This is a genomic window from Pseudomonas sp. GW821-FHT07E12 (genome assembly GCF_058986605.1).
The window spans coordinates 1-25,643 of record NZ_JBYSVX010000023.1; the positions used below are offsets into that span (position 1 = coordinate 1).

Genomic DNA, 25,643 nt, shown 5'->3' on the forward strand with positions numbered 1-25,643 from the left:
TTTGCGCGCCTATAAACTTCGTAGTAACCGCAGGCATACAATCCAGACATGCCCGAATTGCCTGAAGTCGAAACCACGCGCCGCGGCTTGCTGCCGCATCTCCTGCAGCAGGCGATCCATGGCGTCATCCTGCGGCGGCCTGATCTGCGTTGGCCTATTCCGGAAGAGGTCGAAGCCGGTTTGTCCGGACGGCGTATCACCGATATCCGGCGCCGCGCCAAATACCTGCTCATCGATACCGATCTGGGCGACAGCGCAGTGATCCATCTCGGCATGTCCGGGAGCCTGCGGGTGCTGCCTGGCGATACCCTCGTACGCGCGCATGATCACGTTGATATCTGCCTGACCAATGGCCATGTGCTGCGTTTCAATGATCCACGTCGTTTCGGCTGCCTGCTCTGGCAGCCTGCGGGCGAGACGCATCCACTGCTGGTCGAACTCGGACCCGAACCGCTTTCGGATGATTTCGACGGCGCTTACCTGCATCGGCTGGCGCGTGGACGCAGCGCGCCGGTGAAAACCTTTCTGATGGATCAGCGCATCGTGGTCGGCGTCGGCAATATCTATGCGGCGGAAAGTCTGTTTCGTGCTGGTATCCAGCCGCGTCGCGAAGCGGGCAAGGTCTCATTGGCCAGCTATGAGCGCTTGGCGAGCGCGGTGAAGGAGATCCTCGATCATGCGATCACGCGCGGGGGCACGACGTTGCGGGATTTCATCAGCCCCGATGGTGCGCCCGGCTACTTCGAGCAGGAGTTGATGGTGTACGGCCGTGAAGGCGAGGCATGTGTGCGCTGCGGGCGCATGCTCAAGCATGCGACGATCGGGCAGCGCGCTACGGTGTGGTGCAGCCACTGCCAGCGTTGAGCTGTGATGATCGGGTGTTACGGGGGAGAGGGGATCAATCCGGTTTTCCCGGCGGATCTGGAGCGATGCGACAATCGACGGCATTCCGTGCGGAGAACCCTTGATATGCCGAGCATCCGCGTGTCGTTCATGCTTGCCGTGCTGGCGTTCCACGCGGCATCCGTGCCCGCCAATGCCGCGTCGGTCGAGGAAATCGTGCTGGATAACGGCACCGTCCAACTGACGGTCACACCGGCGCTGGGTGGCAGGGTGTTGGGTCTGCGTCGGGTCGGGGAGAGCAACTTCCTGAAGATCGGTGAGGCGGTGCGAAGCCAGCCGAGTCCGGCGGTGACCCCGGATGCCGATGACATCGCTTATCTCGGGCACGACGTGTGGGTCGGTCCGCAAAGCGAGTGGTGGTTGCATCAGCAGGTGAACCCGGCGCGACGCCAGGCGCGCGCGAACTGGCCGCCGGATCCCTATCTGGGTTTTGCCACGACGAAGATCGTGCAGCGCACGCCTGCGCTGCTTGCGTTGGCCGGTGTGGAAAGCCCGGTCAGCGGGGTGCAGCTGAGCAAGCGTTTCGCGTTGTCCAGCGAGCGGGCGGACAGTGTCGAGTTGCAGGTCGAGGCACGCAACGTGCGCGATCAGGCGGTTGCCTGGGATCTGTGGTTCAACACGCGGGTTCCGGCGGCTACACGGGTGTTCGTGCCGGTTTCCGGCGAAGCGGACGTGCGCGTGCAACCGGCCGGAGCTGGCTTCGGTGTGCCCGTTCATGCGCAGGCAGATGGCGTATGGACGCTGTCTGCGAAGGATGATCCCGGCGCGCAGCGTGGCAAGTTCCTGGTGCAGCCGGCGGCGGGCTGGATGGCGGGTTTCCAGGGCCGGCAGGTGCTGGTGATCCGCTTTGCGCATCAGCCGCGCGAGCGCATCCATCCCGAGCAGGGCCAGATCGAACTGTACGTGGACGCGCCGGCAGGCGATGCGGTGTCGGGCCTGCTGGAAATGGAGGTGCACGCGCCTTATCGGCAACTGGCACCGGGTGCTTCGATGCAGGCTGCCGAACGGTGGACGCTGCTGGCTTACGACGGCCCGGACGAGGCTGCGGCGCAGCGACGTTTCCTGTGCGATCAGGCGACGGCCCTCGCGCTCCAGGGCGCCTGCCCGCCCAAGTGAACCAGCGATGCCTGTGCCATCGCCGATGGCTGGCTATCATGTGTGTTCCGATGCCTGACAAGACCGCCCATGCAACGACGTGACTTCCTGAAGAATGCCACTGCCGCACTGGCGGCAATGGGATTACCCGCCATTCCGCAATGGGCACTGGCGGCCAACGCGGTTGGCCTGCGCCGGCTCGGCCAGGCCCAGCCGTTCGATTACGCGTGGTTGAAAGGCCAGGCGCGTGAACTCGCCGGGCGTGCCTACCAGAGCCACAAGCGCACGTTGCCGGCGCCGGTGGAGGGGATGAGCTGGGATCAGTACCAGTCGATCCGCTATCGTCAGGACCACGCGCTGTGGGCGAACGTGCCGGGCAAGTTCCAGGCGAAGTTCTTCCATCTCGGCCTGTATTTCCACACGCCGGTGCAGATGTTCGACGTGGTCGATGGCAAGGCGCAGGAGCTGGCCTACGATCCGGCTGCGTTCGATTACGGCAGCAGCGGCCTGAAGGGCGCGCATCTGCCGAAGGATCTTGGATTCGCCGGCTTCCGTCTCAACACACGGCAGGATACGGACCGTGATTTCGGTGCATTCCTGGGCGCCAGCTATTTTCGAGCGGTCGGCAAGGAGGGCCAGTACGGCCAGTCGGCGCGTGGGTTGGCGATTGATACCGGCACCGGTGGTCCTGAGGAATTTCCGGATTTCATCGCCTACTACCTCGAGCAGCCGAAGGCCGATTCGGACACGCTGGTGGTCTACGGTCTACTGGATTCGCCGAGCGTGGCCGGTGCGTACCGTTTTGCGATCACGAATGGTGAAGTGCTGCTGATGGATATCGATGCGGCGCTGTATCCACGCAAGGCCATCGAGCGGCTTGGCATCGCGCCATGCACCAGCATGTACCAGTACGGCGAGAACGATCGTCGGATGGCTTGGGATTGGCGGCCTGAGATCCACGACACCGATGGCCTGTCGCTGTGGACGGGCGGCGGCGAATGGGTGTGGCGGCCGCTGTGCAATCCGCCGCATCTGCGCTTCAACATGTTCGTCGATGAGAATCCGAAGGGATTCGGTCTGCTGCAGCGTGATCGCAACTTCGATCATTACCAGGACGACGGCGTGTTCTACGAGAAGCGCCCGTGCCTGTGGGTCGAACCCAAGGCCGGCTGGGGCAGGGGCTCGGTGCAGTTGGTGGAAATCCCGACGGTCGATGAAACGTTCGACAACATCGTCGCGTTCTGGAACCCGGCCGAGAAGCCGCAGCCCGGGCAGGAGCTGTTGTACGGCTACCGCTTGTACTGGGGCGCGCAGCCGCCGGCGTCCTCGCCACTGGCACACTGCGTGGCGACCCGTACCGGCCTGGGCGGCGTGATCGGGCAGAAGCGTTCGCACTTTTCCTGGCGCTTTGCGGTGGACTTCGCCGGTGGCGAGCTGGCCAGGCTGGCGAAGGCCAACGACCTGAAGGTCGAGGTGGTGCTGCAGTTGTCGCGCGGCAAGACCGAGATCGTTTCGGCACGGCCGCTGCACGAAATCACCGGCTACCGCGCGATGTTCGACGTGGTGCCGCCGGACGAGTCCAGCGAGCAGATCGATATCCGCCTGTACCTGCGTGGGCAGGACGGACGTCCGTTGACCGAGACCTGGTTGTATCAGTGGACGCCGCCGCCGGTGGCGGAGCGCAAGTTGTATTGAACGAATGCAGCTGCTTTCGTAGGAGCGGCTTCAGCCGCGATGGGGCTTTTCCCAGGAAGTCCCCATCGCGGCTGAAGCCGCTCCTACGATATTCGAAATATTGTGGGGAGCTCAGTCCAGCGGCAGCGGTTCCTGCAGCGGGTCGATCCGGCCTTCGCCGCGCATGATCTTCTTGAATTCGGCGCGGCTGACCGAGACGTAGCGCTCGTTGCCGCCGATCTCGACCTGCGGCCCATCGTGTACGGCGTGGCCGTGTTCATCCACGCGCACGGTCATGGTCGCCTTGCTGCCGCTGTGGCAGATCGTCTTGATTTCCTGCAGGTCGTCGGCCCAGGCCAGCAGGTACTGGCTGCCTTCGAACAGTTCGCCGCGGAAATCCGTGCGCAGGCCGTAACACAGCACCGGGACGCGCAGTTGGTCGACAACCTCGCTGAGCTGCCAGACCTGTGCGCGGCTGAGGAACTGCGCCTCGTCGACCAGCACGCAGTTCAGTTTGCCATGTGCGGCGATATCGGCTTCCACCAGCCGCTCCAGATCGGTATCGCGATCGAACGCATGCCCTTCGGCACGCAGGCCGATGCGCGAGGCGACCACGCCGCTGCCGGCGCGATGGTCGAGCCTGGGTGTGAGGATCAGCGTGCGCATGCCGCGCTCGCGGTAGTTGTGCGCGGACTGCAGCAGGGTGGTGGTCTTCCCGGCGTTCATTGCCGAGTAGTAGAAGTAGAGCTTGGCCATGGCGGGATTTTACCGGTCGAAAAGTCCCGCTTCCGACTACTTAGTCTCTGTGTCTGCTTCCGGTGCACCTACTTCGACCCGACCTTGGCGTTCCATTAGCTCGTTCTGGGCTTTCCAGTAAGCGTCGGGCTTCCAGAAACGATCCTGATAGAAGCGGGCCGATGCGACACGCGAGTAGCCGCCATTGGATCCCGGCATGTAGGTATCTGATGTGCCAATAAAACCAAGTCGGCTACCTGCCACCTGATTACGCTGTACGCGTAGCACGCGCTCGAGACGAGGCTTGGCGGTTGGGTCGCCATACTCAGCGTAGAGCTTGCGGCCTTCCTCCATAGCGTGCTGGCGCTCGCTTTCACTAAGTTGCTTCCAGTAGCGTTCCCGCTGGATGATCAAATGACGGGTGCCACGTTCAGCGGCCATGTCCATCCAGACATAACCCAGCGCGCGGTCAGGATCACCGCCTTCGCCATTCCAGTACATCTCCCCCAGCGCACCTTGGGCGAGCTTGTCGCCATAGCGAGAGGCCATACGATAGTAACGTCTCGCGGCTCCGGTTCTGCCGGATTTGTAAGCATCCAATCCCAGCTTCCGGTAGTGCTGGTCGGGGTGGCTCTGCCGCATCGCGTCGGATTCAGCAACCTCGACGTCAAGCGAGGACATTGGTACCTGTGCCTGCACGTTGCAGGGGAGGGCAAGTGACAGCCCAATGAGGGGAAGGATGAGGTTCTTCATGGACGCTCCTTGGCCAGTCGGAAGCCAAAGCTATAACGTAGGGCGCTATGGTCGTCAACTTGGGGCAAGGTGGAGCGGACCGTTACAATGCGCGGCCGCAGGAAGTTCACCCATGCACGGTCTCAATCCCCCTCAGCGCGCCGCGGTTCTGCACTGCGAAGGTCCCCTGTTGGTGCTGGCCGGCGCCGGCAGCGGCAAGACGCGGGTGATCGTGGAGAAGATCGCGCACCTGATCGGCACCGGGCGTTATCCGGCGCGGCGCATCGCGGCGATCACCTTCACCAACAAGTCGGCCAAGGAAATGCGCGAGCGTGTGGCCAAGCGCATCCGCGGCGATGGCGCTGAAGGGCTGACGATCTGTACCTTCCACGCGCTGGGGCTGAAGTTCCTGCAGGTCGAGCACGAGGCCGTGGGACTCAAGCGCGGCTTTTCGATCTTCGATACCGATGACGCCACCGCGCAGATCAAGGATCTGCTGCATGGCGCCAAGCCCGATGCGATCGAGGACGCGAAGAACCTGATTTCGCGCGCGAAGAACTCGGGTCTGTCGCCGGAGCAGGCGATGGCGGCGGCGCGTACCAACCGCGAGCTGGAGGCGGCCAGCCTGTATGCGCGCTACCAGGCGCGGCTGACCACGTTCAATGCGGTGGATTTCGACGACCTGATCCGCCTGCCGGTGCAGGTCCTGGAGGGCGACGAGGCCATCGTGAAGGCCTGGCGCGAGCGCATCGGCTACCTGCTGGTGGACGAGTGCCAGGACACCAACGATGCGCAGTACCGGCTGTTGAAGATGCTGGCCGGGCCGAAGGGCAACTTCACCTGTGTGGGCGACGACGACCAGAGCATCTACGCCTGGCGCGGCGCCAATCCCGAAAACCTGCTGCAGATGGGTACCGACTATCCACAGCTGGAAGTGGTCAAGCTGGAGCAGAACTATCGCTGCTCCAACCGCGTGCTGCGCGCGGCCAACGCGTTGATCGCGCACAACCCGCATGAGCACCTGAAGACGCTGTGGAGCGACCAGGCTGATGGCGAGCGCATCCGCGTCTGGGAATGCCGCGACAGCGAGCACGAGGCCGAGAAGGTGGCGGCGGAAATCTCCTTCATCGCCACCGCGAAACAGGTGCCGTGGAGTGATTTCTGCATCCTGTTCCGCGGCAACTTCCAGTCGCGGCCGCTGGAAAAGGCGATGCAGTTGCTGCGGGTGCCGTATCACTTGAACGGGGGTACGGCGTTCCTGGAGCGCCAGGAAGTCAAGGACGTGCTGTCGTGGCTGCGGCTGCTGGTCAATCCGGACGACGATGCGGCGTTCCTGCGCGCGGTGCAGTCGCCCAAGCGCGAGGTCGGTGCCAGTTCGCTGGCCAAGCTGGCCGAGCTGGCCTCGACCAAGCAGGTGCCGATGTCGCGCGCGGCCGAGTCGATGGGCGCGCTGCAGCAGTTGCCGCCGCGCGCGGCCAACGGCCTGAGCGGGTTCACCGACATCCTGCGCGAGCTGCGTCAGGCGGCGCCACGCCTGCCGGCGGCGGATCTGGTGCGGCTGCTGGCCGAGAAATCCGGTCTGGTCAGCGAGCTGCGCAACCAGGCCAAGGACGAGCCGTCGTTCCAGCGCCGCAAGGCCAACGTGGAAGAGCTGGCGGAATGGTTCGAAGGTGGCCCGCGCGGCGCCAGCGCCGGCGATCTGGCCGCGCAGCTGGCGCTGCTGTCGCGCAATGACAAGGACGACGGCGGCAACCAGGTGCGGATGATGACGCTGCATGCGTCCAAGGGACTGGAGTTCCGCTACGTGTTCATCGTCGGCTGCGAGGACGGCGTGCTGCCGCACGAGGTCAGCCTGGACGAGGGCAACTTGCAGGAAGAACGACGGCTGCTGTACGTGGGCATCACCCGCGCCAAGGAGCAGTTGTGGATGAGTTACAGCCGCTTGACGCGCAAGTTCGGCGAGCAGATCCGGCTCAAGCCGAGCCGTTTTTTCGATGAGATTCCGGCCGGGGAGATCCAGCGCGACGGGGCCGACCCGGTCGCCGATGCCGAGCGCAAGCAGGAGCGGGCCAAGGCGGGATTGGCGGCTATCCAGGCGTTGTTTGATTAGTTGTAGGGCATAAATGGCGGTCATTCCCGCGAAAGCGGGAATCCATGGACATGAGCGCAGTAAGGAGCAATGTCCTTGGATTCCCGCTTTCGCGGGAATGACGAGCTTGGACCCATTAACGGTCGTCCAAGTCTGACAAGGAACCTATGGCACACCGGAGGCTTGCCGACATGGCCTCGGCGCGGCAGTCTGCATGTTCTTCCTGCCGGAGCGAACCGTGGCTGTCCTGATCGAAACCGAGCGCCTGCACCTGCGTGAACTGGAACCGGAACGCGATGCCGCGGTGATGCTGGCGCTGCTGAACGACCCGGGTTTCATCCGGGGTATCGCCGATCGCGGCGTGCGCAGCGTCGAGCAGGCCGCCGAATACCTGCGTGGCTGGCCCGGGGCGCAGTACGCGCACAACGGCTTCGGTCATTACGCGGTGGAGTTGCGCGACACGGGCACGTTCATCGGCACCACCGGGCTGATCAAACGCGCCGATCTGGCATTGGCCGATATCGGCTACGCGATACTCAGCGAGTACCACGGGCGCGGCTATGCGGAAGAGGCCTCGCGCGGCGTGATGGCGTATGCGCGCGACGTGCTTGGAATGAGCGCGGTGTGCGGGATCGTCTCGCCCGGCAATGTGGGCTCGGTGCGGTTGCTGGAGAAACTCGGCCTGCGTCGCCAGGGTGACTACATGATCGCGGCCGAACGTGAGCCGTTGGGGTACTACGAGATCACGTTCTGAAGTAACCGGGAGTGCCGCGCTCCCGATTCAGTCGGTGACCTGCTGTTATCGATCTTCCAGCAGCGGCGCGAGTTGCTCCTGCAGCCGCGCCAGTTGTTCTTCCAGCGCTTGTACGCGGGCTTCGAGTCCGCTGGTGCCGACATCCGAGGTCGCACGTCCGGCCGGCATCGCGGCTGCCAGCGCCGCCACGTCCACCAGCCCGCACAGCTGGTGCATGTAGCGGTCCTCGCGCTGCCCGCTGGCGCGCGGCAGCAACACCGCCAGCGTGCGTTGCACCAGCCGGTCGAGGTGGTGGCGCAGGTCTTCCGGGTTGTTGAAGCGCGCCAGCCGTTCGCTGCGTGCGAACAGCTCGCCGATGGTCTGCGGTCCGCGCAGCAACAGCAGGCCCAGCAGCGCGACCTGCTGGCGGGTCAGGTCGAGCACGCTGTCGAGCCGGTGCTCGTAGCGCTCGGCGCGCGAGGAGAACTGCTGGCGCACCCAGCCCAGCGTTTCCAGGCTGCGCAGGGCGTGGTGGACTTCGCCCGGCTCCAGCGTCAGCACCGGCTCGCGCGCGGTCTTCTGGTTGGCGGCCACCTGGGTGGCGTTGACCGTGAGCGGATAGGCATCGGGGGTGGTGGCTTCCTTCTCGATCAGGCAGCCCAACGCACGCGCCTGGGCGATGTCGAGGATCGGCAGGTCGGGGGCGGGAACAGTGCTCATGCGCGGGCTCCGGAAGACGGGCGCGCAGGATAGTCGATGCCGGTGTCGTCCCGCTGAAACCCCGTTGCCAGCCGAGCCGGTAGAATTGGCGGCCTTTCATCTGGTTGGATGCCATGCGCCGTTCCGCTTCGCTTTCCCTCCCGCTGCTGATCGCCGCCGCGCTGGTGTTACCGGCGTGCAAGCGCGCGGACGATACCGCGCCGCAGGCGGCGCAACAGGCTCCCGCGGAAGCCAAGGCCGAGGCGGTGGAAGCGCCGGCCAAGCCGAGCACCGGCGTTCCCGCCGGCGATGACAACCTCAATGCGGTGCTGTGGATGCAGCGTTCGGAGGAGTACAAGGCGCTGACCGAACAGACCTATCGCGCCGCCGCCGACAAGCTCGATGCTGCGCTGAAAGAGAAGCACTGGGACGCGCTGGTGCCGGAGGAGCGCGGCAACGTCGCGACCGGCCTGAAGCCGGCGGTGGTGATGGACGTGGACGAGACCGTGCTCGACAACTCGCCCTACCAGGCGCGGCTGGTACGCAACGGCAAGGAATACGACGAGGTGAGCTGGGACGCCTGGGTGGCCGAGAAGAAGGCCAAGGCGATCCCCGGCGTGGTCGATTTCGCCCGCGCCGCCAATGCCAAGGGCATCACCGTGCTGTACATCTCCAATCGCGCCGTGCACCTGAAGGAGGCGACGCTCGCCAACCTCAGGGCGGTCGGCATGCCGGTGGCCGATGACAGCGTGTTCCTGGGCCTGGGCACCTTCGTGAAGGACTGCGAGCAGAACGGCAGCGAGAAGAACTGCCGTCGCCGTCTGGCCGGCCAGCAGTACCGCGTGCTGATGCAGTTCGGCGATCAGCTCGGCGATTTCGTGCAGGTTGTCGCCAATACGCCGGAAGGCCGTGGCGCCTTGCTGCAGCAGTACCACGACTGGTTTGGCGAGCGCTGGTGGATGCTGCCGAACCCGAGCTATGGCGGTTGGGAGCCGGCACAGTTCAACAACGACTACAGCCAGCCGTGGCAGGCCCGCCACGATGCCAAGCGCGCCGCGCTGGACGTGGCCCCGTGAGCCGCGCCCCGCTGCCGCTGAGCGCGCGTGAGCGGCTGATCTTCGCGCTCGACGTGCCCGGCCGCGCCGAGGCGATCGAGTGGGTGGACCGGCTCGGCGAGTCGGTGGCGTTCTACAAGATCGGCATGGAGCTACTGGCTTCGGGCGAGTACTTCGATGTGCTCGACGTGCTGGCGCAGCGCGGCAAGCGCGTGTTCGTCGATCTGAAGTTCTTCGATATCCCGGCGACGGTTGGCGGGGTGATCCGGCGGCTGTCGCAGTGGCCGGTGGACTACTGCACCATCCACGGCTGGCACCCGGCGATGATGCAGGCCGCCGCCGAAGCCAACACCGGCGAGATGCGGTTGCTGGCGGTGACGGTGCTGACCTCGATGGGGCGGCCGGATCTGGCGCAGATGGGCATCGATCGTGAGCCGGTCGACGTGGTGGTCGAGCGCGCGCTGGCGGCGCAGGCTGCAGGTATCGACGGGGTGATCGCTTCCGGGCAGGAAGCTGCGCCGATCCGGCGTGCTACCGGGGCTGGTTTCTCGATTGTGTGTCCGGGGATTCGGCCGGGTGGTCCGGTAGGCGATGACCAACAGCGTACGGTTGGGGTGGCGCAGGCGTTCGCCGATGGCGCCGATGCGATCGTGGTGGGGCGTCCGATCCGGTTGGCGGCTGATCCGCGGGCGGCTGCGGAAGCTATTCAGAGCGAAATTGCCTCGTCTATTTCTTAGTTAAAACAAATAGTTGTAGGCGATAAATTAAAGTGTTGCCTTAGATTCAGCGGCGGCGTAGGATGCCGCGATCCGGCTTCGCGGCCGGAGATGTGCCACACAGTCCTCCGGCTTCGGCCGGGTTTTGAGAGGTCTGCGGTTCCTTTGGGAGCCCGGCCTCTTTTTTTATGTGTGTGCTTTATGGGGTGTGGCTTGGTCGTGGTGTTTGCGTAGGTGCGGACCCGATGCCGGGACCAGCTTTACGATCTATCCACCGTCGTCCCCGCGCAGGCGGGGATCCAGTGACTTTCCACGCGATCTGTCTATCATCACTCCCGCGACTTCCAAGCCATCTCTCTACTGTCATCCCCGCGAAGGCGGGGGCGAAGCACCACGGCTTGCGAGCCACTGGCTCGCGTGGTGCTTAGCGCCATCGGGCTATGCCCGATGGCCGGGGATCGAAGATCCATGGACGTTGCTTATTGGGTTTGACGTTGCAGTGACAGTAAATGCAACCGCAACTGCAAAGGCTTTCGCTCCTTCGGAGCGAGTTACCTTTCTTTGCTCGTGCAAAGAAACGTAACCCAAAGAAACACGCCCCAGTCCTCGCGCCCTTCGCTGCGCTTCGGGTCCACTGCGCCAGCGGGATTTTCTGACGCGGCATCCATGCCGCGGCAGAAAACGACGTGCATCCATGCACGTCGCCCTTCGGGTTTTTCCCGCTGGCTCCGTCGCTGCGGATGGGGGGGCCATAAAAGCGGCAAAGCAAAAGCAAAATCACGAGCAACAGCAACAGCAACAGCAACAGCAAACCGCCAGTGCTCAAGCCGGCAGCGGTCGTGCAACCGGCAACGCAGCGCAGAAGCGGTCGATGAAGGTCTGGTGCGGTGGCATCACATCTACGCAGCGCGAAATGGTCTGGCCGACGCTGCTGAGGAAGCCTTCGATGTCCTTTTCGGGCACTTGGTCGACCAGGGGGTGATAGGCGCGTGGCAGGATGCCTTGGCCGATCATCACCTGCACCCAGCTGATCTCGGCGAACATCTCATCGCCGTTGCGGTAGAAGCGGCCGCTGTCGGCGAACAGGTCGAGGGTCGATTGCAGTTCCTGCGGGCGTGCGATCTGTCGGCAATGCCGCCAGAACGAGGTGTCTTCGCGTTCGGTGGCGGTGTAGTGCAGCACCAGGAAGTCGCGGATGCGGTCGAACTCGAAGGCGAGGCGGTCGTTGTAGCGCTGTACCAATGTTTCGCTGATGCCTTCGCGCGGGAACAGTTCCAGCAACTTGGAGATGCCGGACTGGATCAGGTGGATGCTGGTCGATTCCAGCGGTTCCATGAAGCCGCTGGCCAGGCCGAGTGCGACCACGTTCTTGTTCCAGCAGGCTTTGCGACGGCCGGTGGTGAAGCGCAGCGGGCGTGGATCGGCCAGCGGTTTGCCGTCCAGGTTGGCCAGCAATGTCGCTGCGGCTTCGTCGTCGCTGAGGTGCGCGCTGGAGTACACGTAGCCGTTGCCGGTGCGGTGTTGCAGCGGAATACGCCACTGCCAGCCGGCATCGCGCGCGGTGGCGCGGGTGTACGGGGTTGGTGGGCCGACCTTTTCGCATGGCACCGCCAGCGCGCGGTCGCACGGCAGCCAATGGGTGAAATCGTGATAACCGGTGTGCAACGCCTGCTCGATCAGCACACCGCGGAAGCCGCTGCAATCGATGAACAGCTGTCCGGCGATTTCGCGCCCGTCCTGCAGGCGGACCGACTCGACGTAGCCGGACTCGGGATGCAACTGCACCTGTTCGACGATGCCTTCGATGCGTTTCACGCCGCGCTGCTCGGAATACTCGCGCAGGAATGCGGCGTACAGCGCGGCGTCGAAATGATAGGCGTAGGCGATGTTGGCCAGCGGCGAATTCGGCGGCGCGTCGTTGGCCGAGGTCATGAACCTGTCGCGGCGCGCGGCGACGGTGTTGAGCGTGTAGTCGCCGAGTGGGCCGGCCTTGCCCTTCAGGGCCTGGCGGATCCAGTACTGGTGGAACGGCAGCAGCCCGAGCGGATGGCCGATCTCGGTGCCGAAACCATGGATGTAGGAACTGCCCGGCCGCAGCCAGTCGACGAACTCGATGCCGAGCTTGAACGTGCCCTGGGTCTTGCGCACGAACTCGGCTTCGTCGAGCCGCAGCAGGTTGTTGAACGCCTTGATGTGCGGGACGGTGGCCTCGCCGACGCCGATCGTGCCGATCTGCTCGGACTCGATCAGCTGGATCGAGTAGCCGGCACCGAGCACGCGTGAGAGGGCAGCGGCAGCCATCCAGCCGGCGGTGCCACCGCCGACGATGACCAGGTTGCGGATGGGAGCGGGAATCATGCGGGCCTGCCTGCGATGAATGGAACGACGGGGCCCGCAGGCCCCGTCGAGGAAGACCCATGCGCCGGGAGCGCACGCATGGGCCGGGTGTCGCGATCGATCAGAACTTCGCGCCGATCTCGAATGTCACCGTGCGCGGGTAGTAGGTGATATCGCCGGTCTTGTTGATGCCGATGTTCGGATCGTAGCTGCCGCCACTGCCAAAGCCGTTGTAGATGTAGGAGTCGTAGTTCTTGAAGTTGAAGGCATTGAGCAGGTTGATGCGCGCCGACAGCTTGAAGTCCCTGTACACGGTGAACTCCTTGGTGGCCTGGAAATCGACCGTGCGATAGCCCCAGATCTTGCCGCCCATCAGGAACTTGCCGCTGCCCGGCGGGATCGCCGCGACCTGCTGACAGGTCGCGCCGTCGGCATCGGTGTGGCCGTAGCAGGCGATCGTGTTGATCGGCTCGGGCGTGGCCAGCACGACCTTGGCACCGAAGGTGATGTCCCAGGGGCCGTCGATCGAACCGGCGGCGACGAAGCGATGCGATGCCACCGCATTGGACTTCACAAACGGGTAGTCGTGGATGGTCGCCTTGTCGAACGCGTACGGCTCGTCGATGTTGCGGTTCTGGCGGGCGTTGGTGTGGGTGTACGACAGCGTCAGACCCCAGCCCGATTCCTTGGTGTACGGCTTCTCGGCCGACAGCAGCACCTGGCTGCTGCGCTGTTCCAGTCCGTTGGTGCCGAGGATCGTGTTCTGGTAACCCGGGACTGGCTCGCCCCATGGCGCGCTGCCGTTCTGGAAGTACGACCCATCCGGATAGCGGTTGATCAGCGACATCGCGAAGCCGTCGTAGCTGAGGATGCGCTGGAAGGTGACGTCGGTCAGCCAGTCGCCGACCTGGTTGCTGATGCCGATGCTGTACTGGTCGCTGTAGGGTGTCTTCAGCTTGTTGCTGAACATGAACAGCTCGGCGCTCTTGCTGACACCGTCGATGGTGTTGAGCTGGTCCACGCCCTGCAGGTACTTCGGATCCCAGGCCGCACAGACGCGGTCGGAGCGGTAGCACTGGCCGGTCGATGGATCCTGGAAGTACACGACCACCGGCGACAGCGCGGCCTTGCTGGTCTCCAGCGCCAGCTGTTCGAACAGGTTGCGATCGTAGGAGCGACCGGCACCGCCGTGCAGCACTGACGACTCGTCACCGAAGAAGTCATACGAGAAGCCGAAGCGTGGCGCCCAGGCGTCCTTGAAGTTCTTGCGGTTGTGGCCGTTGCTGATGTAGTCGGCGACGTTGATGCCACTGGGCAGCAAGCGGTCGGCCCACGGATGGCCCGGATTGGCCACGTCGTCCGAGTACAGGGCATCGACGAAGGCCTGCGAGGTGACGAAGTCGGTATAGGCCGGGCTATCCTCGTAGTCCCAGCGCACGCCAAGGTTCAGCGTGAGCTTGTCGTTGACCACCCAGTCGTCCTGGAGGTAGATGCCGTACTGCTTGGAGGATGACTCCACGGTCGACTTCTGCCCCGGCGTGTTGAACGGCGCAACGAAGTCCACTTTATACGGCGTGGCGGCGACGCCATCGGCATCCACGGAATAGTAGAACTGCGGATTCGTCGCAGCGGCGTCCTGCGAGGTCAGCTTGATGTCCTTGTAGCTGACGCCGATCTTGATGGTGTGGTCGCCGTGCCACTCGAAGCTGGTGAAGGTCAGGTCGTTCTGCAGGAACCAGCCCTTCTGACTCTTGCGCTGTACGTTCAGGCCGCCGGCCGAGCCGGTTTCCAGATAGGTGTACTCGCCGATGTTCGGGTCGTTGTAGTTGAGATACCTGTAGATGGCGCCGTTGCCGATGCTCATCGGGGTCGGGTTGTTCTCCGAGTTCTCGGTACCGACGATCAGCTCGTTGTACCAGGCGTCGGCACTGTGCTGCCAACGCATATTGGCACGCGTGTCCTTGTTGATCTTGTTGGTGCCGTGGTCGGCGGCGCTGGTGCCGCCGACATTGGCGACCTGGGTCTCGTCGCGGTACTGGCCGCTCAGTTCGAAGCGGTCGTTATCGGTTGGCTCGAAATCGATCTTGGCGAAGTACAGATCTTCCGAGAACGGCAGGTTTGCCGCGCCATACTGGCTGCTCAGGTTGGATGGCAGGTATCCCACGTAGGGCGCCGCCTCGGCGGACGGCTGCACGCTCTTGGGCGCCTTGTTGTCCTTGCCTTCGTAGGCGACGAAGAAGTGCATGCGGTCCTGGATGATCGGGCCACCCAGCGCGAAGCCGTACTCCTTGATCTGCGTGTCTGTCTTGCCGTCGCCCTCGTCAGGACGCTTGGCGCGCAGGCCCTGATCGGTGTAGCGGTAGAACATCTCGCCGTGGAACTCGTTGGTACCGGACTTGGTTGCCGCGGTGATCGCCGCACCACTGATCTGGCCGTATTCGGCCTTGTAGTTGGAGGTGATGACCTTGTACTCGCCGATCGCCAGCTGCGGGAACGGGTTACCCTGGGTGTCGCTCTGACCGGCGATGCCGCCGCCCTTGACGTAGCTCTTCTGGCCGACGCCGTCGATGTACAGGTTGCCGGCGCTGGCGTTGGAGGCACCGCCGCGCAGCTTGGTGTTTCCGTTGCCGTCGATCTGGAACACCATGCCCGGCACGGTGTCGGCGAACTCCAGGAAGTTGCGCGTGGCCTGCGGCAACTGTTCGATCTGGTGAAGCGAGACGGTGTTGCCGACCTCGGAGGTCTTCACGTCGCGGATCAACGGCGCGGTGACGTTCACTGCTTCGAGCGTGGTGGCGTCGGTTGCCGGTGCGGCCGGTGCCTGCTTGCCCAGGTCGACGGTGGCGGTGGAGGCGACCGACAGCGTGACGGTGCGGCTGACGCCGCCGGATTCGACCGTGTAGGTGCCTGGCGGCAGGCCGACGATGGTGTAGTTGCCGGCGGCGTTGACCGGTGCGCGACGCACCGAGCCGGTGGCGACGTTGGTGACGGTGACTTCGGCACCGCTCTGGGCGGCGACGACCTGGCCGCGCACGGTGGCGGTACTGGTCTGTGCCAGCGCCAGCGGCGCGACGGCGAACAGGCCGGTGGCCAGGGCGCAGTACAGCAGGCTGCGCGCGGGCAGGCTCGACAGCGAACGTTGATTCTTTCTCATGGCAACCCTCTCCCAAGGGACAGCACAAAACGGGTGGTGTGAAAAACTGGAGCGAAGCGAACGACACGAATCGAAAAGCAGCAAGCGGGTGACGCGGATGCGAAGGCGATCAGCCCATGCGGGGCCTCCGAGGCGCGCACGAGGCGCGGACGATCAGTTCGGGGGAGATGCCGGAGATCGACGGCGCCGTAGGAACCGCGTCATTCACCGGGGATAGTTGGTCGATCAGCAATTGCATTCCACGCGCGCCGAGTCCGGCGATGTCCACATGCATCGTGGTCAGCGCCGGATGCACATAGCGCGCCATCGGCACGTCGTCGAAGCCGGCCAGGGCGATGTCGTCGGGCACCTGCAGGCCGGCGTGGTTGAACGCGAACAGGCAACCCAGCGCCATCACGTCGTTGGCGGTGAACACCGCGTCCGGACGTTGCTCGGCATGCGCCAGCGCCTGCCCGGCGCGGTAGCCGGAGGCCTCGTCGAACAGCCCGGGCAGTTCCCAGGGCGACAAGCCGGCGTGGGCGATCTCGTCGCGATAGCCGCGCAGGCGCTCGTACGCATCGAAGTTGTCCGGTGGACCGCAGACGAAGACGATGCGGCGATGGCCTTCGTCGATCAGGTGGCGGACCAGCGTGCGCGCGCCACCGTAGCTGTCCACGGCCAGCACCGAGTAACGGTCCGAACGCGGGCCGCTGTTGAGCAGCACCGTCGGCAGGCCGGCGGGTACGCCTTCGAACAGCCCGCTCTCGTCGATGCACGGCGACATCACCAATACCCCGTCGACACGCCCGTGCAGGCGCTGCAGCGCGTTGCGCTGTTCGTCGATGTGGCCGTGGTGGCTGGAGACGAGCAGGTGGTAGCCGTGCTGGCGCGCGCCCTGGTCGATGCCGCGGATCAGCTCGGAGAAGAACTCGCCGTACAGCGCCGGCAGCACCACGCCGATGGTGTTGATGCGCCGGCTGCTGAGGCTGCGTGCGGCGTGATGCGGGACGTAGTGCAGTGCCTGCGCCGCCTGCATCACGCGCTGGCGCACGGCTTCGGCCACGTGCTGCTGGCCGTTGATGGTGCGCGAGACCGTCGCCACCGAGACGTTGGCCTGGCGGGCGACGTCGCGGATGGTGATGCCGCCGTCGCCGCGGGGTTTGCGGGTGCGGGTCACCATTGCGCCTCCAGGGTGTGGAACGGGCGTTGCAGACGTATACCGTCAGCGTCGTAGTCGCGCAGCGTGCGGCCATCGACGCGCACCTGCTTCGGACGCGTGCGCGTGGGCCACCAGACGCGCAGCGCGGTGTCCGCGCGCAGGCCTTCGCCGAGCGAGAGTTTCAAGGTGTCGCCGCGCTGCTGCGCCTGCAGCTTCAACGTACCGAACGCGGTCGGCAGACGCTCGATGGCCAGGCCTTCGCCGGCCAGCCACGCGGGCGGTGTGCCGGGCAGCAGCGACAGTGCGTCGTCGTCCTCGCGCATCAGCATGCCGAACAGGGTCCGCGCGTATTCGGCGCCGATCCAGGTGTGCGGCATGTCGCCGAGATAGCGTGGAAACCGCAGACGCGAATGCACGACTTCGGCCAGCACCTGCCATTGCAGCGGACGACGGTCGTGCAGGAAGTCCTGCAACAGCTCCTCGGCGACCGCCGGTTGGCCCAGGTGCACGTAGCTGAGCACGTTGCGGATCTCGTACGGCGTGTAGGCGTACAGCGCGCCGGGCTGGGTGCGCTTGCGCACGTCGTCCAGGTAACGCGCGAAGGTGGTGTGCAGTGCGTCCGGCGGCAGCACGTCCTGCGCGCCGGTCGGATCAAGCGCGATCGACACGCTGGTCGGGTCGCCGTCGCCGAGATCGGCCGAGGCCGGGATGAAGTCGGCGCCCTTCCACGCCATCGTCGCGCGGATCGAAGCGGCGAGCGAATCGTGCAGCGCCTTGTATTGTTCGCGAGCCCACGCGGCGGTTTCGTGATCGCCGAGCGATTCGGCCAGCCAGGCGCCGTCGTGCCAGCCCTTCAAACCCCAGTAGTCGTCCCAGTAGCTGTGGGTCGGCGAGGGGTAGCCCTCGTGGCTGATCGATGGCGCGAGGATGCCGGCGAAGCGCTCCGGCGCGGGCTGGTTGGCCATGTAGCCCGGCACCAGCGTGCGTTCGCGCAGTTCCTGCAGGAAGCGCAGCGCGGCCTTCACCTTCGGCAGGTAGGCGCGCACCGACTCCGGACCGCCATCCAGCCGCGCCATGTCGGCGACCAGCGCGATGTACTGGCCCTGGCTGTCGTACTCGATGTCCGAGCCGAAGCCGGTGTTGACGCTGCCGTCGTCATTGAGGATCGGTGACACCAAACCATTGGCGTGCACGCCGTGCTCGCTGTACCAGGCCAGGTAGTCGCGCGCGACCTTGGCCTCGCCCATGCGCAGCAGCACCGCCGAGGTCGCCATGCCGTCGCGGATGAAGGAGCGGTTGTAGTTGCGCGGGCCGGGCTGCATCGCCGGGCCGGTCTGGTTGATCAGCATGTACGCGGCTTGCGCGCGCAGCATGTCCACCAGTGAGGGATCGGGCAGGCGCAGTCCGACCTGGCCGAGCCGGGCCTGCCAGTCGGCGGAAGCGCGCGCGGCGAGTGTGTCGAAGGTGGTGTCGGGTTCGCGCGATGCGGCGCTCAGGTCCGGTGCCGGGGCTTCCGGCAGCGTGCCGTCAGCTGCAGGCGCAGCGGTGCCGAGCGGGAACGCCAGCACCACAGACCGGCTCGCGCCGGGTTGCAGCTGCACGCGATAGCTCAACGCCGCCGCGGCGAGGCCGTCGGCATCGTGTGCTTCGCGCGTGGCCGGCAGCTGGCCGCTGGCGATCGCGGCGGTGATCTCGGTGCTGCCGTCGGGACCGAACGGCGCGGCACCGGCGGCATCCACCGGCGTCAGCGATTGCAGCAGGCGGCGGCCGTTGATGCGTACCGCGTCGCCGTCGACGACGACATCGCGGATCGGCGAGAGTCCGCCGTTCTGCCACGGCGGATTCATCTGCATCGGCCGCACCGCCAGGGTCAGCGTGCCGTCCAGCGGCGTGGTGCCGGTGTTGCGCAGGCGATGCCGCACGAAGGTGACCGGCTGGCCACCGAGCTCAATGGCGAACGCTTCGCTCTCCAGCTCCAGCCCGGGTTGCGGCGTCCAGGTGGCCGAGGGCATCGGCTTCCAGCCATCGCGCAGTGCGTGCCGCACTGGCTGGTCGGCAGCACCGGAGGCTCTGCCGTCGGCATTGCGCCAGATCGGCTGCACCAGCGGCGCACCCTTGAACGCTTCGAGGTTGCCGTATTCGTCGAAGATCGATTTCTGTCGACCGGCGTGCACGCCGACCGCCGTCCAATAGGTCTGCTGCAGATGCAGCGAAGCCGGGAACAGCGCGCGCTGCGCGCCGGTGGCGGCGATCTGGTAGCGCTTCATCGGTGTCATCAACGCCGCCGGCCCGAGCAGGCGCACGCGGCCGATCTGCGGTGCGTCGCCGTCCACCGACAACCGCAATGCACGCGCGGTCACGGCGGTGTCGCCGGCCAGCCAGCTGCTTTGGCGGCTGCCGGCTTGCGGGTCGCGTGCCAAGTCGATCCAGCGGCCGCGTTCGTCCTGCGCCTGCAACCTTGCCGCGCCGTGCGCGCCGGCCCAGTCCACCGCCAGGCCGGCGGTCGGCTGGGCATGTGGCAGGACGATGTCGAGTACGTGCCTGCCGTCGCGGGCGGTGGGGATCGCGACCGCGCTGCCGCCCTGCCACAGCCTTGCGGCCTGTGCCTGATCGAGCCCGGCGATGCGCGCGCTGGCGGCAGCGTCCAACGGTTCCAGTTCGTAGATCGACACGCCCCAGTCGGCGGTGCGCTCGGGGCTGGCCAGGCGCAGGTAGCGCGCGCTGCGCGGGGCGAAGAACACGGTCTCGATGCCGCCGAGCGAATCGGGCATCACGAAGGCGTCCTGCCATTGCGCGCCGTCGAGCGAGGTCTGCAGCCGGTAGCCTTCGGGATTGGCCACATCCCAGTGCAGGCGCGCGCCGCCAAGCGTGGCAGTGCGGCCGAGGTCGATCTGGAACCAGTGGCCGGGGCTGAATGCGCCGCCGGTGCGGCTGGCCGGATCGCCGTCGATCAGATGATCGATCGACATCGCCTGCACCTGCTGCGAGGAACTGCTGGCCTGCCACTGGCTGCGCGGCGGCAGGTCCTGGGCGGCGCATGTCCAGGCCAATACCAAGGCCGGGACAAGCAGCGAGAACGCAAGACCGCGCCTGCGGCCTGGCTTGTGAGGGGTATTCCAGCAGTCGGTGCACTTCCCGGTCATTCCCCGCCCTCGTTCCATCAGGGGCCTCCAAAGCGAGGCGGCGCGCACGCTATCAGGAACTGCAAGCGTTTACATGATGCGGCGCAATATTCGACATGACGTGCCATGCGAATGAATGACTTGGACTAAATCAGGCATATGTGACCGTGCATGTCTGCATATGGACAGCGCAGGACAAGATCCGACATGACCCATGCTCGATGCATCGCCTGGGCCGATGCCTTGCTGTAGTCATCAGCAGCCCGCAAGATGGCTGCTCGATCGGGGAAATCGAAATCGTCCATGCCGCCTTCGCTTGCCCGGCTCCGCCCGTTGCTGCCGCTGTCCTGGCCGTTGCTGGCCGCTGCCCTGACCGCCGTATTGGTGGTCGGGTGCAAGCGCGCGCCCACGCCGCTGCCGGGAGCCGATGCCGCGCCCGCCGCGGCGGTGCACCAGTTCGCGGTGCACCTGCGCGGCAATGATCTGGTCGGCTACGCCCAGGCGATGGTGACCCCGGCGCAGTACCGCGAGCTGGAAACCGCCTGGCGCGAGGGCCGCAGCCACTGGCCGCTGACCGAACTGCCGCTGTCGGACGAACTGCCGGCGCTGCTGGCCGTGCTGTCCCAGCCGAATGCGGAAAAAGCGTTGCAGAAGGACTTCGACACCCAGATCGCCGGGCAGGCCACCGGTGTTCGCCAGGCGGCGCAGTCGCTGGGCATGTTCGGCGTGCAGTACCTGCGCAACCAGAGCAGCTACAGCCCCGAGCAGCGCGCCCACTACGTGCAACTGGTCACCGCGCTCAGCCAGTGGGGCGCGACCGCGCCGCTGACCGACCGCGCCCGTGCGCAGAAGGCGATCGCCGAGCTGGTCGCGGCCGCGCGCAAGACCGGCCTGGGCAATGAAGCCGCGCTGCGTGAGACCGGCATGGAAGAAAGCCTGCGCCGGCTCGGCCCGTTCTTCGGCAGCTTCAAGGCGGTGCTGGCCAGCTATGGCCTGCCGCTGGATACCTCCCTGGACGAGCTGCGCAGCGGCCTGGTCAGCCAGCAGGGCGATGAAGCGCAGGTCCGCATCCAGTACCCGCTCGCTGGCGCCGAGATCGACACCACCTCCAGCCTGGTCAGGCGCGAGGGCCACTGGTACCTGCAGCAGACCCAGGATGAAGTCGCGCGCCTGCTGGTGCCGCCAGCCGAGGCGCCAGCCCCGACACCGAGCCCGTCGGACACGGTCCCGACGGCTGGGCGATAATGCGGCCGATGCCAGAACAGAATCCGTTGCCCTTCCCGGACGAACGTCCGGCCGCGCCGGCGTCGCAGGACGCCCCGCCCGCCGAACCCGCGTCCACCTCCGATCCGCTCCCGACTGCCGGCGCGCTGGTGCCGGCCGGCGCGCCGCAGAAGGGGGAGCGTCGCCCGCTGTGGGCACGCCTGCTCGGCCGGTTCGCCGAGCCGTGGCTGGAGCTGACCATCGAACCGGAGCAGCCCGGCCAGTACAACGACGGCAGGCCGGTGGTGTACGTGCTGGAGGACTACGGCCTGTCCAACGCGCTGATCCTGGACAAGGCCTGCCGCCAGGCCGGGCTGCCTTCGCCGCTGGTGCCGCTGCCCGGTGACCCGCTGCAGCGCAAGCGCGCCTACCTGGCGCTGTCGCGACGCAGTTCCAGCAACTCGCTGATCCCCGAGCAGCGCGGCGGCAAGACCCATTCCGATTCGCTGGCCAAGCTGCTGCAGGCGCATCGCGCCCGCAACGACCTGGACGTGCACCTGGTGCCGGTGTCGATCTTCGTCGGCCGCGCCCCGGACCGGCAGAGCGGCTGGTTCGCGGTGCTGTTCTCTGAAAACTGGGCATTGGTCGGCCGCTTCCGCCGCCTGCTGGCGGTGCTGCTCAACGGCCGCACCACCATCGTCCGCTTCGCCCCGCCGATCTCGCTGCGCCAGATCGTCGAGGAAGGGCTGCCGCCCGAACGCACCCTGCGCAAGCTGCAACGCGTGCTGCGCACCCACTTCCGCCGCATCCGCGAGGCGGTGATCGGGCCCGATCTGTCCACCCGCCGCACCCTGGTCGACCAGGTGCTGGCGGCCGAGCCGGTGCGCGAGGCGATCGCCGCACAGGCCAAGCGCGACAACAGCAAGCCGGTCGATGCCTGGCGCAAGGCCCACGCCTATGCCTGGGAGATCGCCGCCGATTACTCCAGCCCGGTGGTGCGCTCGGCCAGCTTTCTGCTCAGCCACGTCTGGAACCGGATCTACGCCGGCGTGCTGGTGCATCACCTGGACAAGTTCAAGCAGGCCGCGCCGGGTTACGAGATCGTCTACGTGCCCAGCCATCGCAGCCACATGGATTACCTGCTGCTGAGCTACCTGCTGTACGAACGCGGCATCGTGCCGCCGCACATCTTCGCCGGCGTCAACCTCAACCTGCCGGTGGTCGGCACGCTGCTGCGCAAGGGCGGCGCGTTCTTCGCCCGGCGTACCTTCAAGGGCAATGCGCTGTATTCGGCGGTGTTCCGCGAATACATGGCGCAGCTGGTGTCGGGCGGCTATTCGATCGAGTACTTCGTCGAAGGCGGCCGTTCGCGGACCGGGCGCCTGCTGCAGCCCAAGGGCGGATCGATCGCCATGACCGTGCGCGCCTACCTGCGCCAGCAGCGGCGTCCGGTGCTGTTCCAGCCGATCTACATCGGCTACGAGAAGCTGATGGAAGGTCGCAGTTATCTGGACGAGCTGTCCGGGCGGCCGAAGGAGAAGGAGTCGATCTGGGCATTGCTGTGGGGCATCCCCAAGGTGCTCAAGCAGAACTACGGCCAGGTGGTGGTGAACTTCGCCGAGCCGATCGCATTGAACGACGTGCTCGCCAAAGAAGCACCGGAGTGGGATGGCAGACCGGTTTCCGAGGAAGAGAAACCGGCGTGGCTGGCCCGCGCCGTGGACAGCCTGGCCGAACAGATCAACGTGCACGTCAACGGTGCCGCTGACGTCAACCCGATCAACCTGCTGGCGCTGGCGCTGCTGTCCACCCCCAAGCACGCGATGGGCGAGGCCGATCTGGTCGCGCAGATCGCGCTGTGCAAGAAACTGCTGTCCGAATTGCCGTACTCGGACCGGGTCACGGTCACCCCGCATTCGCCGGAACGGATCATCGCGCATGCCGAGGAGATCGCCGTGCTCACGCGCACGCCGCATCCGCTCGGCGACGTGCTCGGCGTCAGCGGCGACACCGCGGTGTTGCTGAGCTACTTCCGCAACAACGTGCTGCACCTGTTCACCGCCTCCTCGTGGGTGGCGTGCTGCTTCCAGCACAACCGCCGCATGAATCGCGCCACCCTGCTGCGGCTGGGGCGCTCGGTGTATCCGTTCCTGCAGGCCGAACTGTTCCTGCCATGGAGCGAGGACGAGTTCGCCGGGCGCATCGAGCGCACCATCGAAGTGTTCGTCAGCGAAGGGCTGCTGCAGCACGTCAATGTCAACGACGAGGGTGACGGCATCCTCGCCCGCAACACCGGCCAGACCGACGAGGTGTTCCGGCTGCGCGCGATCGGCCACTCGCTGCAGCAGGCGTTCGAGCGCTACTACATCACCATCTCGGTGCTGGCCAAGAACGGCCCGGGCACGCTCGGCGCCGCCGAGCTGGAGAGCCTGTGCCAGCAGGCCGCGCAGCGACTGAGCCTGCTGTACGCACCGGCCGCGCCGGAGTTCTTCGATCGCACGCTGTTCCGCGGCTTCATCCAGAAGCTGCGCGAGCTGAAGCTGGTGTGGCCGGATGAGAACAGCAAGCTGTTGTTCGATGAGCGATTGGATGCGTGGGCCAAGGACGCCAAGTTCATCCTTGGCCGTGAGCTGCGGCATACGATCGAGCGGGTGAGCCCGGCGGCTGCCAAGCCCGAGGAGCCCGCGCCGGCGGAGTAGACGCACGAAAGCCGAGGTGCGGCATTGAGGCGATTCCGCGCCGTGCCGCACCCCGTGCCGTTGGATCAACTAAACATCAGGGGATGCGACGTTCAGGTCGGATAGGTCTGGGCGCCTCCCCCTACAAGCGTTCCACCCGACAACCCGAGGCCTAGGCTGCGTTCCAGAGCGCATGTCCCACTGGCGGACGGATTCTCGAAGTAGATGCCCCATTTGCACGAGTTGCTGCCTTCCGGATTGTTGATGCCGCCGCCCCATGAATTGCCGAACGAGTGCACCAGCTTGGAACTCGACCCGATAAAGCATCCGGCCTGATAGGTGGGGTCGGTGTTGGTGGACGAGTCCGAGTTGTAGGCGGACATCGTATTTCCGTGAACGCGAACACCGCTTGCCTTGTCGATCTTTATCGCCGTCCCGCGATAGAACTGAGCGGAGTTGTTCTGGATGTTTATCTGATAGCAGGCGCTATTGGTTTCAAAAACCTGCAGCCAAACGAACCCGAGATCAAATCCGTAGCCAACGCCCGTGTTGTTGTCGATATTGATGAAGGTCGGAATCGCACCGCTGGTCAAGGAGCGAATCAAGATGCTGTAGTTGAACGAGCCATCCAGCATGTTGTGATGGATATGCCCGTGCGAAAGAATGCTGTTCGCCTCGATAAGAATGCTGTTCTCGGCCTGGCCACCGATGTAGTTGTCGGAGATGGTGAATCGTTCTGCGGTGCGAAGACGAATGCCATAGCGGATGCCGGCATTCAATACTTTACTGACCGTCACACCATTGGTGGTGACGTTGACGGGAGCGGAAGGTCCATAGCCTCCGATTCGACAATGCGTGATATTGACGTTGTCGCAGCGGCTCACCCCAGGGTTTGAAGCCACGCAATACACACCCGATTCGGTGTCTTGTAGCCCTGGAACATTGATGTCCCATATACCGTTGAACGAGCAGCGCTGAATCCAGATGTTGTAGCTGTCGGTCAAAAGGACCGACTGGCGATTTCCTTCGAACCAGCAATCATCGATACGGACGTTCTGCCCACCGATGATGTTCAAGTGTGATCCGGTGGTGTTGCGATTGACGAGCGAGGTGGACGTGCCCGGTACGTAGCTGTTTCCGTTGTTGAAGGTATAGTAATGCCAGAAGTAGATACCGCGCACCGTGACATTGCTTGCGGTTGTGCCTCCGGATACACCGATGCGCAGCGTGTCGCCGTAGGTGGTCGTTCTCATGAACCGGCAGTTTTCCGGAGTCGATCCGATCAGATTAATGCCGGGTTGAGCGACAAGAACCTCATTCAGAACGTAAATTCCGTCAGGGATCAGTACGGTCTTGCTGGAATTCATCGTGGCTTGAATCGCAGCCCAATCAATTTCCTGCGATAGTGCTGTAGCGAATGGGTAAACAGTCTGTGCAGCAGCCAGGGTCGCATAGAGCGAAGAAAGTGGATGGCTTTGCCCATCGCCGATGGCACCAAAGTCTTTTACGCTGGGATATTCATTGGAAAGTGTCGTCATATAGTGCCCTCGTGGTTTTATGGGCCAATATGCCGAGTGCAG

17 protein-coding genes are annotated in these 25,643 nt (G+C 65.2%); 9 read left to right on the plus strand and 8 right to left on the minus strand.

The genetic code is table 11. The features are described 5' to 3' along the window. Positions 1-48: 48 nt before the first annotated feature. From mutM to AC3WJE_RS13375, 3 genes are all read left to right on the plus strand, one after another. Complete coding sequence (gene mutM, locus AC3WJE_RS13365) at positions 49-864, plus strand: bifunctional DNA-formamidopyrimidine glycosylase/DNA-(apurinic or apyrimidinic site) lyase (RefSeq protein ID WP_493731301.1); 816 nt, start codon at positions 49-51, stop codon at positions 862-864. 105 nt (positions 865-969) lie between these two features. Continuing rightward, positions 970-2,019 (plus strand): DUF4380 domain-containing protein, encoded by a 1,050-nt coding sequence (locus AC3WJE_RS13370; protein ID WP_493731302.1) that lies wholly within the window; start codon positions 970-972, stop codon positions 2,017-2,019. A 69-nt stretch (positions 2,020-2,088) separates the two neighbouring features. Beyond that, positions 2,089-3,693 (plus strand): OpgD/OpgG family glucan biosynthesis protein, encoded by a 1,605-nt coding sequence (locus AC3WJE_RS13375; protein WP_493731303.1) that lies wholly within the window; start codon positions 2,089-2,091, stop codon positions 3,691-3,693. A 111-nt stretch (positions 3,694-3,804) separates the two neighbouring features. Here AC3WJE_RS13375 and AC3WJE_RS13380 read toward each other — a convergent pair whose 3' ends face one another. Continuing rightward, a complete protein-coding gene (locus tag AC3WJE_RS13380) occupies positions 3,805-4,428 on the minus strand; it encodes a thymidine kinase (protein WP_493731304.1) in 624 nt (207 codons plus the stop codon). Between the two features lie 36 nt (positions 4,429-4,464). Beyond that, the gene (locus AC3WJE_RS13385) at positions 4,465-5,160 is read right to left on the minus strand and encodes a hypothetical protein (RefSeq protein WP_493731305.1); all 696 of its coding nucleotides are present in this window, start codon (positions 5,158-5,160) and stop codon (positions 4,465-4,467) included. A gap of 112 nt (positions 5,161-5,272) precedes the next feature. Here AC3WJE_RS13385 and AC3WJE_RS13390 point away from each other — a divergent pair, with 112 nt between their 5' ends. Both AC3WJE_RS13390 and AC3WJE_RS13395 read left to right on the plus strand, forming a co-directional pair. After that, positions 5,273-7,249 (plus strand): UvrD-helicase domain-containing protein, encoded by a 1,977-nt coding sequence (locus tag AC3WJE_RS13390; RefSeq protein WP_493731306.1) that lies wholly within the window; start codon positions 5,273-5,275, stop codon positions 7,247-7,249. A gap of 217 nt (positions 7,250-7,466) precedes the next feature. Beyond that, positions 7,467-7,982, plus strand: coding sequence for a GNAT family N-acetyltransferase (locus AC3WJE_RS13395; RefSeq protein WP_493731307.1), 516 nt, complete (start codon positions 7,467-7,469; stop codon positions 7,980-7,982). A 45-nt stretch (positions 7,983-8,027) separates the two neighbouring features. On the opposite strand, the gene AC3WJE_RS13400 is transcribed toward AC3WJE_RS13395, so the two are convergent. Further along, positions 8,028-8,681 (minus strand): YceH family protein, encoded by a 654-nt coding sequence (locus AC3WJE_RS13400; RefSeq protein WP_493731308.1) that lies wholly within the window; start codon positions 8,679-8,681, stop codon positions 8,028-8,030. Positions 8,682-8,794: 113 nt separating this feature from the next. Here AC3WJE_RS13400 and AC3WJE_RS13405 point away from each other — a divergent pair, with 113 nt between their 5' ends. Next, entirely contained in the window at positions 8,795-9,736 is a 942-nt protein-coding gene (locus tag AC3WJE_RS13405; RefSeq protein ID WP_493731309.1) for a 5'-nucleotidase, lipoprotein e(P4) family, read from the plus strand. Then, the gene (pyrF, locus tag AC3WJE_RS13410; protein ID WP_493731310.1) at positions 9,733-10,452 is read left to right on the plus strand and encodes an orotidine-5'-phosphate decarboxylase; all 720 of its coding nucleotides are present in this window, start codon (positions 9,733-9,735) and stop codon (positions 10,450-10,452) included. The genes AC3WJE_RS13405 and pyrF overlap by 4 nt, the downstream gene beginning before the upstream one ends. 801 nt (positions 10,453-11,253) lie before the next feature. Here pyrF and AC3WJE_RS13415 read toward each other — a convergent pair. From AC3WJE_RS13415 to AC3WJE_RS13430, 4 genes are all read right to left on the minus strand, one after another. After that, complete coding sequence (locus tag AC3WJE_RS13415; RefSeq protein ID WP_493731311.1) at positions 11,254-12,789, minus strand: tryptophan halogenase family protein; 1,536 nt, start codon at positions 12,787-12,789, stop codon at positions 11,254-11,256. Positions 12,790-12,889: 100 nt separating this feature from the next. After that, complete coding sequence (locus AC3WJE_RS13420; RefSeq protein ID WP_493731312.1) at positions 12,890-15,922, minus strand: TonB-dependent receptor domain-containing protein; 3,033 nt, start codon at positions 15,920-15,922, stop codon at positions 12,890-12,892. Between the two features lie 109 nt (positions 15,923-16,031). Then, complete coding sequence (locus AC3WJE_RS13425; RefSeq protein ID WP_493731313.1) at positions 16,032-17,081, minus strand: LacI family DNA-binding transcriptional regulator; 1,050 nt, start codon at positions 17,079-17,081, stop codon at positions 16,032-16,034. After that, entirely contained in the window at positions 17,075-20,110 is a 3,036-nt protein-coding gene (locus AC3WJE_RS13430) for a galactose-binding domain-containing protein (protein ID WP_493731314.1), read from the minus strand. The genes AC3WJE_RS13425 and AC3WJE_RS13430 overlap by 7 nt, the downstream gene beginning before the upstream one ends. Before the next feature lie 375 nt (positions 20,111-20,485). On the opposite strand from AC3WJE_RS13430, the gene AC3WJE_RS13435 reads away from it, so the two are divergent. Together AC3WJE_RS13435 and plsB are read left to right on the plus strand one after the other, a co-directional pair. Further along, positions 20,486-21,427, plus strand: a complete 942-nt coding sequence (locus AC3WJE_RS13435) for a hypothetical protein (protein ID WP_493731315.1) — start codon at positions 20,486-20,488, stop codon at positions 21,425-21,427. 8 nt (positions 21,428-21,435) lie between these two features. After that, positions 21,436-24,084, plus strand: a complete 2,649-nt coding sequence (plsB, locus tag AC3WJE_RS13440) for a glycerol-3-phosphate 1-O-acyltransferase PlsB (protein ID WP_493731316.1) — start codon at positions 21,436-21,438, stop codon at positions 24,082-24,084. 92 nt (positions 24,085-24,176) lie between these two features. On the opposite strand, the gene AC3WJE_RS13445 is transcribed toward plsB, so the two are convergent. After that, positions 24,177-25,601, minus strand: coding sequence for a right-handed parallel beta-helix repeat-containing protein (locus AC3WJE_RS13445; RefSeq protein ID WP_493731317.1), 1,425 nt, complete (start codon positions 25,599-25,601; stop codon positions 24,177-24,179). Positions 25,602-25,643 lie beyond the last annotated feature (42 nt).

Coding starts and splice junctions, on each gene's coding strand:
- AC3WJE_RS13435 (WP_493731315.1), top strand. CDS start 20,486: ATGCCGCCTTCGCTTGCCCGGCTCCGCCCGTTGCTGCCGCTGTCCTGG.
- AC3WJE_RS13370 (WP_493731302.1), top strand. CDS start 970: ATGCCGAGCATCCGCGTGTCGTTCATGCTTGCCGTGCTGGCGTTCCAC.
- AC3WJE_RS13405 (WP_493731309.1), top strand. CDS start 8,795: ATGCGCCGTTCCGCTTCGCTTTCCCTCCCGCTGCTGATCGCCGCCGCG.
- AC3WJE_RS13425 (WP_493731313.1), bottom strand. CDS start 17,081: ATGGTGACCCGCACCCGCAAACCCCGCGGCGACGGCGGCATCACCATC.
- plsB (WP_493731316.1), top strand. CDS start 21,436: ATGCCAGAACAGAATCCGTTGCCCTTCCCGGACGAACGTCCGGCCGCG.
- mutM (WP_493731301.1), top strand. CDS start 49: ATGCCCGAATTGCCTGAAGTCGAAACCACGCGCCGCGGCTTGCTGCCG.
- AC3WJE_RS13390 (WP_493731306.1), top strand. CDS start 5,273: ATGCACGGTCTCAATCCCCCTCAGCGCGCCGCGGTTCTGCACTGCGAA.
- AC3WJE_RS13385 (WP_493731305.1), bottom strand. CDS start 5,160: ATGAAGAACCTCATCCTTCCCCTCATTGGGCTGTCACTTGCCCTCCCC.
- AC3WJE_RS13445 (WP_493731317.1), bottom strand. CDS start 25,601: ATGACGACACTTTCCAATGAATATCCCAGCGTAAAAGACTTTGGTGCC.
- AC3WJE_RS13415 (WP_493731311.1), bottom strand. CDS start 12,789: ATGATTCCCGCTCCCATCCGCAACCTGGTCATCGTCGGCGGTGGCACC.
- AC3WJE_RS13380 (WP_493731304.1), bottom strand. CDS start 4,428: ATGGCCAAGCTCTACTTCTACTACTCGGCAATGAACGCCGGGAAGACC.
- AC3WJE_RS13375 (WP_493731303.1), top strand. CDS start 2,089: ATGCAACGACGTGACTTCCTGAAGAATGCCACTGCCGCACTGGCGGCA.
- AC3WJE_RS13400 (WP_493731308.1), bottom strand. CDS start 8,681: ATGAGCACTGTTCCCGCCCCCGACCTGCCGATCCTCGACATCGCCCAG.
- AC3WJE_RS13420 (WP_493731312.1), bottom strand. CDS start 15,922: ATGAGAAAGAATCAACGTTCGCTGTCGAGCCTGCCCGCGCGCAGCCTG.